The organism is Paenibacillus sp. BGI2013, from assembly GCF_002843485.1.
GTDB classification, from domain to species: domain Bacteria; phylum Bacillota; class Bacilli; order Paenibacillales; family Paenibacillaceae; genus Paenibacillus; species Paenibacillus amylolyticus.
Genome location: NZ_PJFA01000006.1, coordinates 406,093 through 419,372 on the forward strand (window position 1 = coordinate 406,093; position 13,280 = coordinate 419,372).

Genomic DNA, 13,280 nt, shown 5'->3' on the forward strand with positions numbered 1-13,280 from the left:
CCGAATTGGGTGAACTCTGCGTACCAACATTTTGAGATCGCCGCTGCACATTCTCTATAGGTTTCGTGGTGAATTTTATGGCAACCCGAATCACACATTCCATGGTAACCTCTTCCTGCTATCTTACCTCTCCTGTCTTACTTGCCTCTTAATCTTCCCTGTTCTTCTCCGCAACAAAATCAGCAAGCTGGGAATAGATCGCCACAATCTCATCCATCGACATGCGCACGAGTCCACTGGACGACGGAGCGACGAACTCCTGAATTTCCTTGACGACCGGGTCGTCCTGAAATCCCCATTGCACTTTGGTACGCTTGCTGTACTGGGTGTACACTCCTTTTCCGACAAAACAGGCGATGTCCGGTCGGTATTCCTCCAGCTTTTGCCGTAAAATCTGTCGTCCTTCTGCGTACTCTTCCTTCGTAATATCCTCCATACCTCTGGTGGGACGGGCCACAATATTCGTGAATCCATATCCCAGCTTCAGCAACTCTCCATCCTCCTGTGCATCATATAAACGCGGGGTTAATCCCGAACGTTCAAGAATGCGCCAGAACCGGTTTCCTTTGTAAGCATAATGATGACCCGTCTCTCCAGACGTAATGCTCGGATTGAAACCAATAAACAATATCGATAAACCAACATCCAGATGATCTGGAATCATGATGGGAAGCCCCCTTATCTTTTTTAGCTAATTAAATCTTTCGTGTGTGTATAAAATGATATAATAAGCAAAGTATTTTCGAAATCGGATTGAAATTTTCATGAAAAAGGAAGCTGAACTAATGATTGCAGACATCATGCTTGAAGTCGTCCTGCCCGTCTTTCTCTTGATCGCCGTCGGTTCCTGGATGCAAAAGGTGTTCAAGCTGGACTTGTACACCCTCGCCAAAATCAATTTCTATTGTATTACCCCCGCAGCCGTCTTTATGAGCATGTACCACTCGGATATGTCGGGCGAACTGCTTGGGACAGTGACACTCTTTTACGCGATATATGTATTGATTCTCTATATTGTAGGTTCTGTATTTGCGCGCTCGCTTCGGATGAATAAAGGCATGAAGGCTGCCTTCAACAACAGTATTATGCTGGATAACGCAGGCAACTATGGACTGCCCATCAATGCACTGGTATTCCGCGGCGATCCACTCGCCTCTTCCATTCAGGCGCTGGTCATGTCTTTGCAGGCATTACTGACATTCACCTACGGCGTGTTGTCCATTCAGGGCGCGAAGCTCAAAGGTAACTACCGTGCGGTGATTATTGGATTTCTTAAAATGCCCGTTCCGTATGCGCTCTTGCTGGGGATTCTGTTACACATGTGGAAGGTTCCCTTGCCTACGTTCCTGTCCATGCCACTGACCTATGCGCAGCAAAGTATGGTTGCCGTCGCACTGTTGACGCTCGGAGCACAGATTGTAAAATATCCAATTCAACTGTACCGTCTTGATGTGTATATTAGCACATTTTTGCGTCTTCTGATTGGCCCGGCTATCGGGATTTCAATTGTGCTTATGCTTGGGTTGGAAGGTATCGCTGCACAGGCACTCATTATCGCTTCGGGTATGCCGACAGGTGTCAACGCATCCATTCTAGCGGAAGAATACGATAACGAACCCGATTTTGCAGCCCAGACGGTGCTAATCTCAACGTTGCTTAACATCATCACGATAACAGCACTGATTTCTTATGCCAAAACGTTCTGAAATGAAAAATAAGTCCATGACCCATGAGCAGGGTTGTGGACTTATTTTGTGGTGCTGAAACTATGATTCAAACGTCGTTCGTTCCGGGAACTTGCCGCCTTCCCTGAATAAACATCGTACCAGTCGCTGCGCGGCTCGGTTAAAGAAAAAACTCGGACTTACCCCATCCACCTGGACAGGTTCCAGTTCCCTCACACTTTCCTTGATCTTATTCATCTCAATGAGCCCCATCTTTCGCTCATTCGGTCCGAATCGATAAATAACCTTCTCATCGTCCTCCGTCTGTTTCACCAGCAGAATCACGGATGCCATACAGGTTACCCCCTATCGTTACGTTATGAGATTCCATTAATCACTTGCCTACTATAATTATTACCCAGATTCTAGTGGAAGGATATAGGACTTAAGTTAGTTATACCTAAATTAAATATCCTGATATAAAGATTCTCTGAAATGAGTCGTTAGGCTCACAAACACCGTAGTTACACTATCCTAATGGATAGTCACTGTCATGAAAGTGCGTACTGCCCAAGTCGTTTTTCTCCGTTTATACTAACCTTATCTTGAATTCCCAAAGGAGAGAAATATATGTCTACAGCTCAAATATATAGCCACGGTGTCCCGTGGGAAGAAGCATTTAGCGTTGCTCAGGGATACAGTGTTAACGGTACGATCTACATTGCAGGACAATTTTCACATGATATGCAGGGAACGTTTATTGGTGTCGAAGATATTGAAGCACAGGTTCGCCAGACATTGGATAACTTGGATCGCGTGCTCGCAGGATTTAATGTGACCAAGTCGAACATTGCTGAACTGGAGATTTTTTTGGTTCACCCGCAGGAGCATCTTGAGCCATGTGTTGCCGTGTATAAAGAGTACATTGGTACTCATCGTCCGGCTGTTACGATGGTTGGGACATCGGGTCTGGCCTTCCCTCATCAACTGATTGAGATTCGCGCCGTTGCTCATACCAACTGATTCGGAAAATCCCTAACGCTCCGCACTAAGAAAAACAGCCTGATAAATTACTCACTATAACGAAGTTCATACACACACAAAAAAAGCAGGTCGGATAAACTCCGAACCTGCTTCTTTATGAATTCTTATTCTTATTATTTGACTTTCACCGTCAGCGTATTACCAGATGAAGTGAGGGATGCCCCAAGCCCTTCTACCAAAACTCTGAGGGGAATGTACGTCGTTCCCTTAATTTCTTTGGGTGCTGCCTGTAGGGTGACTTCTTTCCCGTTAAACTTCACCTTTTTACTGCCCAAGGTAAAGATTAGCTTGTACTTGTCTTTGGTAACGGTAATGGTCTGAGTCTTACTGTCCCAAGACGTTTTGGCTTTCATTGCTTTGGCCATCTCACGCAGAGGTACGAGATTTGTGTTATTCATTATAATTGGAGACTCGGTGAAAATAACCTTGGAACCATTCACCTTCACCTGAACAGCAGACTTGATATATTCTGGTTTAGGAGTGGCTTTCTTTTGGGTTGCCGTTGAAGACTTATTACTTTTCTTGGTACTTCCTGAACTGGATGAACTTGAAGAGGAAGATTTGGAACTCGAAGAAGAACCTCCGTTGTGATAATGATATTCCCCTTGTTTCAGCCCCCATTTTGCACAGGTGGTTCGACAGGTATGTCCCCCATTTGCATCTGTTCTTCCCGGATGGGCAGATGCAACAGTAGCAAAAATCATAAAAATGGCAAGCAAACTGCTTATTAATTTGATACGCATACGGATAACCTCCAGCAATTAGTTTGGCCAGAGTATCATACCATAATCACCCATACAATATAGGTGAATAACAAAATTTATTTTCACATAACAGTTCACAAACGCGGGTATACTCACTTCAACTCCATCGATAGCGTTACCAGCATACAACTTTCTTCCTCTTACCCCCGTTCGCCCCACACCTCTTGTAATGCCAAACGGAAAATCCGGTCCAATTCTTCAAATTGAATAATCCGCTCATTCTCCATCTGGCCGGCCAGTTGTTCAAAATGCTCGATCTTCTCCGCCAAAAAAGCTTGTATTGCTGGCAACTGCGGCTCCAGATCCAGTTCCTCGCCCGCCTTTTTCCGGCGTAGTAACTCATGAATCTCCGTATATAGCGGTGTAGTCGCAGGTACAAGTTCTTGAACCAGCTCTTCAAATGCCATCGGTGGCATCGCAGCATGACGTTCGATCCAGCCACAAGCGAGTAATGGACGAAGAACATAGAAGTACTTTTTAATCCTCACTCGCTCACCTTGTAAATAATCTCGAAAATTGCCCTTCGCCATATTCAGATAATGATACATGCAGGACTTGGGCGAGAAGGTCAAAGGCGACAGTGCACGGATATGCTGTGCCACGTTATACTGTTCATCATACTGAATCGGGGATTGCAACCATTCCAGCAGTGGTGGATTTGATTTGCGGAACAGCTTCAATGCCTTGCGCAGATCCCAACCATTGATGTCGAGCTGATCACTGATCGGGCGTTCGATAACATCCCTTTTATCCTCAATCGACAAGTACCACTCCAGCGGTCTTACATACAAGAAACGAACATCATAATCACTATCCTGTGAAGGAAACCCCCACGCCCGACTGCCCGATTCACAGGCATAGATGATCTGTACCTGCTCCTCCTGTTCAATCTGTTTGAGCCGTTGTCTGATCGTATCTCTCATTTCTTCATGAACGTAGGTCATGGTCAGCCGCCTCCAAATTCCCTCAATTAAATCTCTATCTCTCTCACCCGGTTCGCGAGTGTATCATATCCTGCCATAGTCTCGGCAATATACGTCAATACCGCTTCACTCCAACCGTAGATGTAAAAGGTTTTGCCATCCCGTGGCGGTACCATTGCCTGCTGATAAGGTGCTATATCCACAATAAATACCTTCAGCTCCTGATTCATCATCCGGCGATATCGCTCAAGCTCAGCATATAACGGGCTGCCTTCATTCTGCTGTTCATCGGTGATCATAATGATCTGATCCACTTTTTCTCCGATATCCCGAAGTTCCCGCACCGGTCGACCGGTGTCTGTTCCACCTTGTGCGCGAATACGGTGAGCTTGGGAAAGGATGCTCTCATCCATCTTGGGACGAGCATCCTCAACCATATGGTCGAATAACCAGAACAGTGCGTTACCTCTTGTTTGTTTATAAAGCGCCAGTGCCAGCACCGAACCAATCCGCAAATAATCCCCTTTCATGGAACCGGAGCGATCCAGGAAAATAGCGGTTCTTCCCGGCAGTGTTGGCAGGTTGCCAATGGATAGCTCCACCGCTTGCCGCAAAGCATCCCGCAACTCTTCTCTCGCAATCATTTCATATGCACTGGCGAATCGGAATGGTAAGATGCGCGACTTACGCAGGGCTTCTGCATCCGTTAGACGACCTGTTACGTAATCGATATTTTTCGATTTTTCAAAGACTCCCGCACGATCCATTGCATTCAGATGGCGCAGCAACGCAAAAGTCGGCATCTGTGACATTAACGCCTCCCACACCGTACGTGTCGGTTGCATGATCGAGGTGACCACCGAATACGGCAGTTTACCTTTCTCGATCAGATGCATCCGGCTTGCCGGGTTTGGAGTAGCTTTCAGCTTTTCAAGCGCCTGCAACTGCGGTAGTTCCGTAAGATCCACCTCATGCCCGCGCAAATAACGGAATAAGGCTTGCTGCTTCAGATCTATCGGCTTGGGATGTGCTGTAGCGATCATATCGCCCAGACTGTATCCACGCCCACGCCCGTTGTATTTGATCGCCCAATATTCAGTAATGCCGTTCAAAAATTGACTTACCTGACGTTTCACCGCTCGGCCGCCCTGCCCCCGACCCAATCCTCTCAGAATCGTCAGAAAATCGGCCAAGTCAGCCGGTGTCTGTACGACCTTGGAGAATACCTTTGCAAACTGATCCGGGTCCACCTTGGACAAGAGTGCCAGCCCGTATAGAGGCTGTAACCGCATCAAACCTTCATTACGAGCATAGGCCAGCGCCCGCGCCATAAACCCTGCATCGACCTCAGCCATCTCCTGATGACTGACCATCGCATCGTCCATCAGTTGCTGTGTATCTGTATAAAACGTATTGTTCAATGTATTGGTCATCAACATCTGTATATATTGTTCCTCCACCAATCGCTCATAGGCTCCGTAGCCCCCATGATTACGTGTCGTTGGCTGAGGTTGATTAAATAATTGTTTCGCTCTGCTCATCACTCATGACCTCCCGGTGTGAGTCTATTTGCTGTTCTTTCATAATAAAATGTTCCGAGGAAAAAGGTGGGAAGGTATAATACCCGCTCTACCGCTGAGCTACACCGCCATGAACGGCGGCGATTGGATTCGAACCAACGACCTGGTCGATTAACAGTCGAAGTAACCCTCCCTGGCGCCTCGGAACCTTGATTCACAGCGCTTGTTGCTGCCCCGCTTCACAACCTTATTATGCCTCACGCACCCACACGCGAACATGGTAAAAGTATGACGACCTTCATAACTTTAAAATGAAACCTGCCACTGATCCTGCTACAATGAAGGGATAACAAGGAGTGAATGTTCATGGCAAGAGAGAGTTTTGACAAAGAAATTCAGTTCTTACGCATGTTATCCCTAACAAGCGGTGCATATAACCGCAAACAATATGCCGAGCGACTTGGCATATCCGTACATACCTTTGATAAAACCAATCGCAGATTAAAAGAAATCATGCAGACCGTCGCCGACCAACGCTCAAGTGCCGAAGCAGGCCGGGAAATGGCAGATCTCGTCCGCTTCCAATACGGGGAGTCGGCAGAGCCTATGTTGCTCTTCCTCTTCCGCGCCAAGTCGATGAAAGAGACTGAAGTTCAGCGGCTTTCTGTCCTTTTGCATACCTTACAACATAAAACCCTGACCGCGATGGAACTGCTGGACGCCTGCTGTGCTGATCTGCCGGAGGATCTGGCGTTACCTGACGAGAAAACCATTCGTTCCGATCTGAAGTATCTGGAAGAGGTTGGGGTTATCCGAAAAGAGCCGGGTGGCAGACCGTATCGATATGCTTTACAACAGGACGCCCTTACCGAATTGACAGTCGAGGAACAGCTGGAGTTGTATGATTTTGTGGATATGATGGCGAACACCCAGGTTCCTTCCGTACAGGGGTACTTATTGCGCGACAGTTTAAAAAAAGCCATTACGGCAAGTTTCCCGCAAGAAGAAGCTACCGAGCCCTATATCTATAAGTATCACTATTATTCTCGTATCCTGGACGAGGCTCATCTCTACACGCTGCTTAGTGCGATTCGTCAGTGTAAACGTGTGCAGTTCCTATACTATTCACCGAAAAAACCATCCAGCTACAGTTCACAGAATACGAATCCACGCTTTGAACGGGAAGCAGGTGGTCTATCCAACCGGATCGTGCCCCTTGAAGTGATCTATGACCATCAGTATGGTCGTTGGTATGTAATTGGATATCAGGGCCGCCGCGGCTTTGTGAAATTCCGCATGGAAGGCATAACACAGTTGGAGGAACAAGATTCAGTAGAAGAGCAATACATGCTCGAACTGAAGCAGCAGTGGACCGACATTAGTCGCTACAGTTGGCTCGTGGATACGGGAAATACCGTGACGGTTCAAGCTCGCTTTTTCCACCCGGAGCGTGGTCAGCGCAACTTTATTCTGGATCGGGTTCGTCTGCAAGGTCAATGGGGCAAAATTATACCCGAAACGGATCATACCTTTCTCTACGAAATCCAGGTCAACGGTACCACCGAGATCAAACCGTGGTTACGGAGTTTTGGCTCAAGCTGCGAAATAATCGCACCTCAGAGACTACGCCAGGAGATGATTAAGGAATGGAAGGAGATTGCGGAATATTATGAACCTGTTCGAGAAGATGTTCAATTACCAGATGATGACACGACTGAATGAAACCGGACTGTTCACCTGGACCTCACAGGAACGGGCCTGGCTTCGCATGATGCTGAACCACCCTACTGCGAGAGAAGCGCTGAGCGCTGTAACGTTGGATAAAATGTACAACATGCTGAATGGTGAGCAGGACCTGAACCTTCAAGATTACCTGACTGAAAAAGCCAAAAGCGAAGAAAACAGTGTCTCTCACCCACTACTTCGACAGTTACGGCTAATCATTCTGCATCATCAGGGATTTCGCATGACGGGTCGCGTCCGCAATGGACGCACGAGCCATGATGAATTCGGCTTCCCGTACAAACTGGAGTATTCCATGGTCAAAAAAGAATGGTACGTGCTATGGTATGCGCCTCGCTTCGACAAACTAATGTCGACCAAGCTGCACAGCATCGTTACCGTGGAAGCCCAACCGGTTGAACTGGATACCGCTTCGGGTTACACTGCCCGGATTGCTGCGATAACGGAGAAGCGCAAAACGACCATCACCATCGAGGTACTGCCCGAGTTCAATCAGGAACTGTCCCGAATCCTCTATGCATTCTCCTGCTTCGAAAAACAGGTCGAGTACCTGGAAGCCAAGCAGACATATCGGATCGAGCTGACCGTTCCGCGCAATGAGATGGATTACGTCTTATCCAAAATGCGTTTTCTCGGCAAACGGGTTCGAATCGCTGACCACACAGTGCTGCGGGAGCGGATGTCCGAAACAGCTGCGAAGGCATTAGCCCGTTATGCGGAAAAAGATCCTGATACGCATTCCGAATGCTCCAATGAAGTTCAGCACCGTCAACGTGAGGAAGGCTCCCTTGCGAAAGCCGATGGTCAATGATTTTGTAAGATTGGGTTAACCATAACTATTGCTCAAAAGCAAACCCATATAAAAAAAGGTCTGGATAATCTCATCCAAACCTTTTTGGTATACATGCTTGCTCGTAAAATATCGTGAAGTGGCAACCAGCTTTACTCCGTTCACTTAAAATCGTTTCCAGTGTCCAACACATTGCTATGAACAAGGTTAAACGAGTCTTGAAGGGACTGCCTTTGCTAAGATGACGGTTAATGCGCTCCTGTACTACGTTCCGCCACTGCTGGCAGCCGAGTTCCGTCTTTTATTAATCGCGTGCACGCCCATGACCACTGCAATTAATTCATACGTGTCCAGTTGTTCCGACTGGTTATCTAATACAAATGCCCCTGAACTAAACCAGCCGCTGGTGCGACGGAAACTGGCCACGATGCGGCCACCACTGCCACTTATATCATATTCCTGCGAAAATGCTGGGGCAGACACATCATACGTACCGCGTGATCCCGCATCATATTCATACTTTTTGTTAAAGAAACTGAACCTGGCCCGAAGCACACCCAGATGTCTCCCATCTGCTGCAGTGATATCCCAACGATTCGTTAACATGCGAAATTTGCCGCTGCAGACCAATCCCGTGTTATCCGATACATCGAGCGAAGAACCAAAGACACTTTTCAAATCCAGATGCCCGGCCTGTTCCTGATTCGGATTCATAATCTCGGTGTAACCCGCGTTAAAAAAGTTATCCCTGAAGTATAGTTCCATAACGCTTCCTCCTTTCGCTTACATATCCTTTTGTTCTCTTTAAACTAATCTCGCATCAAGCACACAATATATTTATATATACGTATAATTAATGGTAATGGATTCAAAAAGTGGATTATTACTGGATGCAAAAAACGAGCAACTCTGGTTGCTCGCATCACGTTCAAATTATCCTGTCATCAAACTTCGACTTTTTTGTTGTTCAAGTAAATGGTAGCCCATACCAAGATGACCGCCACAATGACTTCAAATACAATGCTTCCCCACATGCCGTCCGACCATAGTACACCATTGGCTGTGATTGCAATACCTGTACTTTCTTCCGTATACCGGAACATCTCATTTGGACTGAAACGTCCTGTCGTAATGATATTTTCCAACCAGCCAAGCAGATTAACGAGGACAAAGAATGCAACGATTCCAATCCATGGCCCCGTTCTCCAACGGAAGCTGCCTGCAATCGAGATCGAAAGGAAGATAATGACGGTCATGAATACCATAACCCATGCGCTAAACAGCAACAAACTAATATAATCCGAAACATGCAGACCCGAAAGATCAATATTGGTAGCCATGTTCATTCGTAGCTTCATTGAGATATAGATGTAGGCATGAGTCGCGAATATAATGACTAACCCCAACCCGCAAAGTAGTCCAAAGATCAAAGGAGACAACACATGTGATAGGCCCGTTACGGGTAACAGACGGCGATTATAAGAGCGGATATTGGACGTGTATGTTTTGATCATTTTCACATAAATAGCCACACCTACTCCAACATAACCCATAATGCCAAGCACAATCCCTGTGACCTCAGACACGAAAAGGGAAAGCCCCACTTGAGCGATAATCAAAATAACTAGCCCAGCCAGCAGTGTATTCCAGTTCCTTCTAAAGTCATACTTCAATAATGTCATCATTCCGCATAGACCTCCTTGAACATCTCATCCACACTTTTCCCATATTTCAGACGGAGCGTTTCCACTTCTTCCCGCATCACCAGCTCACCCTCGCGAATAAAGACAACTTCATCAAAAATCCGTTCGATATCATTCACAAGATGCGTGGAGATGATCAGACTGCTGTCTTCATCATAGAATTTGACGATCGCATCCAGAATCTTGCCACGCGCAACCGGATCTACTCCGCCAATCGGTTCATCCAGCAAATACAGACGAGCCTTACGAGAAAGTGCCAGTGTTAGTTGTAGTCGTTCATTCATCCCTTTCGACAGATGCCGTACCCGGTCACTCTCGACAAGGTTCATGAAGTCCAGCATCTCCCGCGCCTTCTCTTCATCAAAATCAGCATAGAAATCGCGATAGTACGCAATCGCATCCCGCACTCTCATCCACTTCTCGGTTAATGGGCGATCCGGCATAAATGAAACCAACGCCTTCGTCTCCAGCCCAACAGGCTTACCTGTGACTTGAATCGTTCCGCTACTCGGATGCAACAAACCTGCAACCAGCTTCATGAGCGTACTTTTTCCACTACCGTTGCTACCCAGCAGACCTACGATTCGTCCTGGAGCAATATCCAATGTAATATTACTGAGCGCTTTCTTATTGCCATATGTCTTATTGATCTGGTTCAGTTCAAGGATGTTACTCATGCGTTGTTCCTCCCTTTCCTTCCGCAACGGCATCGGCTACGATGGATAAGATATCCTGCTCTTCGATCCCCAGTTCCTGCATTCCGGTCAGAAAGCGTTCCAGCAATTCACCGGCCATCTCTTTTTTGATCGTCATAATCTTCCGCTCCTCACTGGTCACATATCTGCCTAAGCCCCGTTTGGTTTCGACCACTTCTTCCCGCTCAAGCTCCTGAAATGTCCGTTGTACTGTATTTGGATTGATCTGTAGTTCAGCCGCCAGTTCACGAACCGAAGGAATTTTGTCACCTGCCTGAAGTGTCCCGGTTACAATCTGTCTTTTGATGTACTGCATGATCTGCAGATAGATTGGTAAATTGTTATCAAATTCTATAGTCACAAAGCTCTCGCTCCTCTCTGTACTGGTGTGTTAGTTACATAGTACACTAGTGAAATAGTGTTGTAAAGCCCATTTGTTAAAATATATATTCGCTCAATTGATGGGCAAGCTTCTGCTATCGATATCCAGACAAAAAAAAGAGCAGATCGTGAAGATCTGCTCTGCATAACTTTATTAATCGTATTGTTATCTTATTCATATGCTTATCCAATAAAAAAGAGCCAGCTACACGATATCTAGAGGTACACTGCCTTTAGGTGCAGGGAATGCCTCATCCAAACGGGCGAGTTCCTCTTGTGTCAAAACGATATTCACTGCTGTTGCATTGTCTGCCACATGATTCAGCTGTACCGCCTTCGGAATCGCCAGTACATCTCCATCCCTGATCACCCAGGCTAATGCGATCTGCGAAGTCGTAACTCCTCGATCCTGCGCAATCTTCTGAATGACTGGATGCTCCAACAATTCACTTCGAAGTCTGCCACCCTGTGCCAGTGGACAATACGCCATTACAGGAACGCTCCGTTCCCGCATCCAGGGAAGCAGATCATGTTCGATACCACGCGAAGCTGCATGGTAGAGCACCTGATTCACCATGCACTGAGACCCCTCCGGCAGACTCCATAACTCCTGCATATCCCTTGTATCCAGATTCGATACACCCCAGCGAAGGATTTTACCGGATTGCTTTAATTGTTCCAAAGCCTCAACCGTCTCTTCGAGTGGTACTCCCCCTCGCCAGTGGAGCAGATACAAATCCAGGCGATCTGTTCCTAAGCGCTTAAGACTACGTTCACAGGCCGTAATCATCTGATTGCGATCCGCATGATGGGGATACACTTTGGATACGAGAAAAACTTCATCACGATGGCCCGAGATGGCCTTTCCCGTAACAACCTCTGCCCCACCTTCTGCATACATCTCCGCCGTATCAATCACGGTCATTCCCAGTTCAATACCGGAACGCAGTGCGCGTACTTCTTCTTGCTGGCTGGATTGCTTCTCTCCCATGTTCCATGTGCCTTGTCCTATCGCAGGCAGGGCAGTTCCATCCGGAAGTAGAATCGTGCGTGTTTGATTACCATGCATCATCTATATTCCTCCATTCTGAAGACTCTATGGACATTGTGACCTCTCTAACGACGATTATACGAATCATAAATCATGTTATCACTCACATGTCTCCAGTGGCTCATCATCATGATATACAATTGATCCAGTGGCACTGTGAGGCTACTTTGGGCAACGCTGATGGTTGCATCGACCATATTGCTGTTGACCGTCATCAATTTGCGTTTCATCCCGTTCTGGCGATCCAGAAAGGCTTTCTCGTCCCGCAACTTGACCCCGATCATTTTCTGTCCCATTAATTCATACATAAAAATATTCTCAACGTCTCTCCAGGCCACGGCTCCTCCTGCGGTATAAGAAGATGCATCCACAAACCCATCCTCATCGATTACAAAAGAAGGTTCCTTCTTGATCATCTTTACCAGACTGTAACAGAAACATAGCCCGAAAAACAAAATGGATAGAAGTCCAATCACATCCGAAAGGATGGAATCATTCGTAACTGAAGAACGATCAAAAATCAAAAAAAATCCGGCTGCCACAAAAAGTGCTGCCCCTGCCGTGAGCCACGCCATTCGTTTCCGGTTTGGATATTCCACATGCTGCTCATAGGATGTGCTCAACGTGACGTTCCTCCTCCATTGCGACTGAATCATACGAGTTCTATATAAACGAATGGCTATGAACCAATTACCTGAATGTAGAACAGGAATTGCATTGTACATTAAACCAAATTCACCAATGTTAAACATTAAAATTAGACCGTTTTTCGTCATTTCTGCGCTTATTCAACATTAGGATTCGTCATCCTTCGAGCAAATCCTTTTAACACACCTATATGAATTGAACAAAGAATGTTTGCATGGGTCACTCCGATGACAGAACAACCTTCCGATCGCTGTTATAAAAGTCTCCCCTCCCATCCTTAGTCATATTGTCCTGTCCCTAGCTTTCCGTTAATATAAATGGAAAGGTTAGGAAATTAACCAATTCTAATTCATG

Annotated in this window: 15 protein-coding genes; 4 read left to right on the forward strand and 11 right to left on the reverse strand. The window is 46.5% G+C overall.

Annotated elements, in window-relative coordinates:
• Positions 1-148: 148 nt before the first annotated feature.
• Entirely contained in the window at positions 149-664 is a 516-nt protein-coding gene (locus tag CXK86_RS17725; protein WP_036672422.1) for a mismatch-specific DNA-glycosylase, read from the reverse strand.
• Positions 665-785: 121 nt separating this feature from the next.
• Here CXK86_RS17725 and CXK86_RS17730 point away from each other — a divergent pair, with 121 nt between their 5' ends.
• A complete protein-coding gene (locus CXK86_RS17730) occupies positions 786-1,706 on the forward strand; it encodes an AEC family transporter (RefSeq protein ID WP_091015648.1) in 921 nt (306 codons plus the stop codon).
• 60 nt (positions 1,707-1,766) lie between these two features.
• On the opposite strand, the gene CXK86_RS17735 is transcribed toward CXK86_RS17730, so the two are convergent.
• Positions 1,767-2,018 carry an RNA-binding protein gene (locus CXK86_RS17735; RefSeq protein ID WP_047841868.1) on the reverse strand — a complete coding sequence of 84 codons (252 nt, stop codon included), beginning with the start codon at positions 2,016-2,018 and terminating at the stop codon, positions 1,767-1,769.
• A 276-nt stretch (positions 2,019-2,294) separates the two neighbouring features.
• Here CXK86_RS17735 and CXK86_RS17740 point away from each other — a divergent pair, with 276 nt between their 5' ends.
• Positions 2,295-2,687, forward strand: a complete 393-nt coding sequence (locus CXK86_RS17740; RefSeq protein ID WP_101314168.1) for a RidA family protein — start codon at positions 2,295-2,297, stop codon at positions 2,685-2,687.
• Between the two features lie 134 nt (positions 2,688-2,821).
• Here the strand turns inward: CXK86_RS17740 and CXK86_RS17745 are convergent, their stop codons facing one another.
• From CXK86_RS17745 to CXK86_RS17755, 3 genes are all read right to left on the reverse strand, one after another.
• Positions 2,822-3,451, reverse strand: a complete 630-nt coding sequence (locus CXK86_RS17745; RefSeq protein ID WP_101314169.1) for a copper amine oxidase N-terminal domain-containing protein — start codon at positions 3,449-3,451, stop codon at positions 2,822-2,824.
• 161 nt (positions 3,452-3,612) lie between these two features.
• On the reverse strand, positions 3,613-4,416 hold the full coding sequence (locus tag CXK86_RS17750) for a nucleotidyltransferase domain-containing protein (RefSeq protein ID WP_101314170.1): 804 nt from the start codon (positions 4,414-4,416) through the stop codon (positions 3,613-3,615).
• A 26-nt stretch (positions 4,417-4,442) separates the two neighbouring features.
• Complete coding sequence (locus CXK86_RS17755) at positions 4,443-5,936, reverse strand: TROVE domain-containing protein (RefSeq protein ID WP_101314171.1); 1,494 nt, start codon at positions 5,934-5,936, stop codon at positions 4,443-4,445.
• A gap of 345 nt (positions 5,937-6,281) precedes the next feature.
• On the opposite strand from CXK86_RS17755, the gene CXK86_RS17760 reads away from it, so the two are divergent.
• Entirely contained in the window at positions 6,282-7,637 is a 1,356-nt protein-coding gene (locus CXK86_RS17760; protein ID WP_101314172.1) for a helix-turn-helix transcriptional regulator, read from the forward strand.
• Positions 7,585-8,469: a WYL domain-containing protein gene (locus CXK86_RS17765; RefSeq protein ID WP_101314173.1), complete on the forward strand. Its 885-nt coding sequence runs from the start codon at positions 7,585-7,587 to the stop codon at positions 8,467-8,469. Before CXK86_RS17760 ends, CXK86_RS17765 begins: the two co-directional genes overlap by 53 nt.
• Positions 8,470-8,712: 243 nt before the next feature.
• Here CXK86_RS17765 and CXK86_RS17770 read toward each other — a convergent pair whose 3' ends face one another.
• The 6 genes from CXK86_RS17770 to CXK86_RS17795 all read right to left on the reverse strand — a co-directional run bounded on the left by CXK86_RS17770 (position 8,713) and on the right by CXK86_RS17795 (position 12,901).
• Positions 8,713-9,213 (reverse strand): LURP-one-related family protein, encoded by a 501-nt coding sequence (locus tag CXK86_RS17770; protein WP_076251264.1) that lies wholly within the window; start codon positions 9,211-9,213, stop codon positions 8,713-8,715.
• 179 nt (positions 9,214-9,392) lie between these two features.
• On the reverse strand, positions 9,393-10,133 hold the full coding sequence (locus CXK86_RS17775) for a hypothetical protein (protein WP_036672426.1): 741 nt from the start codon (positions 10,131-10,133) through the stop codon (positions 9,393-9,395).
• On the reverse strand, positions 10,130-10,828 hold the full coding sequence (locus CXK86_RS17780; protein WP_017690291.1) for an ABC transporter ATP-binding protein: 699 nt from the start codon (positions 10,826-10,828) through the stop codon (positions 10,130-10,132). Before CXK86_RS17780 ends, CXK86_RS17775 begins: the two co-directional genes overlap by 4 nt.
• Positions 10,821-11,207 carry a GntR family transcriptional regulator gene (locus CXK86_RS17785; protein WP_036606428.1) on the reverse strand — a complete coding sequence of 129 codons (387 nt, stop codon included), beginning with the start codon at positions 11,205-11,207 and terminating at the stop codon, positions 10,821-10,823. The genes CXK86_RS17780 and CXK86_RS17785 overlap by 8 nt, the downstream gene beginning before the upstream one ends.
• Before the next feature lie 225 nt (positions 11,208-11,432).
• Positions 11,433-12,296 (reverse strand): aldo/keto reductase, encoded by an 864-nt coding sequence (locus CXK86_RS17790; RefSeq protein ID WP_373888070.1) that lies wholly within the window; start codon positions 12,294-12,296, stop codon positions 11,433-11,435.
• A 47-nt stretch (positions 12,297-12,343) separates the two neighbouring features.
• Positions 12,344-12,901, reverse strand: coding sequence for an STM3941 family protein (locus tag CXK86_RS17795; RefSeq protein WP_101314175.1), 558 nt, complete (start codon positions 12,899-12,901; stop codon positions 12,344-12,346).
• Positions 12,902-13,280: the final 379 nt, after the last annotated feature.

Coding starts and splice junctions, on each gene's coding strand:
- CXK86_RS17725 (WP_036672422.1), bottom strand. CDS start 664: ATGATTCCAGATCATCTGGATGTTGGTTTATCGATATTGTTTATTGGT.
- CXK86_RS17730 (WP_091015648.1), top strand. CDS start 786: ATGATTGCAGACATCATGCTTGAAGTCGTCCTGCCCGTCTTTCTCTTG.
- CXK86_RS17735 (WP_047841868.1), bottom strand. CDS start 2,018: ATGGCATCCGTGATTCTGCTGGTGAAACAGACGGAGGACGATGAGAAG.
- CXK86_RS17740 (WP_101314168.1), top strand. CDS start 2,295: ATGTCTACAGCTCAAATATATAGCCACGGTGTCCCGTGGGAAGAAGCA.
- CXK86_RS17745 (WP_101314169.1), bottom strand. CDS start 3,451: ATGCGTATCAAATTAATAAGCAGTTTGCTTGCCATTTTTATGATTTTT.
- CXK86_RS17750 (WP_101314170.1), bottom strand. CDS start 4,416: ATGACCTACGTTCATGAAGAAATGAGAGATACGATCAGACAACGGCTC.
- CXK86_RS17755 (WP_101314171.1), bottom strand. CDS start 5,936: ATGAGCAGAGCGAAACAATTATTTAATCAACCTCAGCCAACGACACGT.
- CXK86_RS17760 (WP_101314172.1), top strand. CDS start 6,282: ATGGCAAGAGAGAGTTTTGACAAAGAAATTCAGTTCTTACGCATGTTA.
- CXK86_RS17765 (WP_101314173.1), top strand. CDS start 7,585: ATGAACCTGTTCGAGAAGATGTTCAATTACCAGATGATGACACGACTG.
- CXK86_RS17770 (WP_076251264.1), bottom strand. CDS start 9,213: ATGGAACTATACTTCAGGGATAACTTTTTTAACGCGGGTTACACCGAG.
- CXK86_RS17775 (WP_036672426.1), bottom strand. CDS start 10,133: ATGATGACATTATTGAAGTATGACTTTAGAAGGAACTGGAATACACTG.
- CXK86_RS17780 (WP_017690291.1), bottom strand. CDS start 10,828: ATGAGTAACATCCTTGAACTGAACCAGATCAATAAGACATATGGCAAT.
- CXK86_RS17790 (WP_373888070.1), bottom strand. CDS start 12,296: ATGCATGGTAATCAAACACGCACGATTCTACTTCCGGATGGAACTGCC.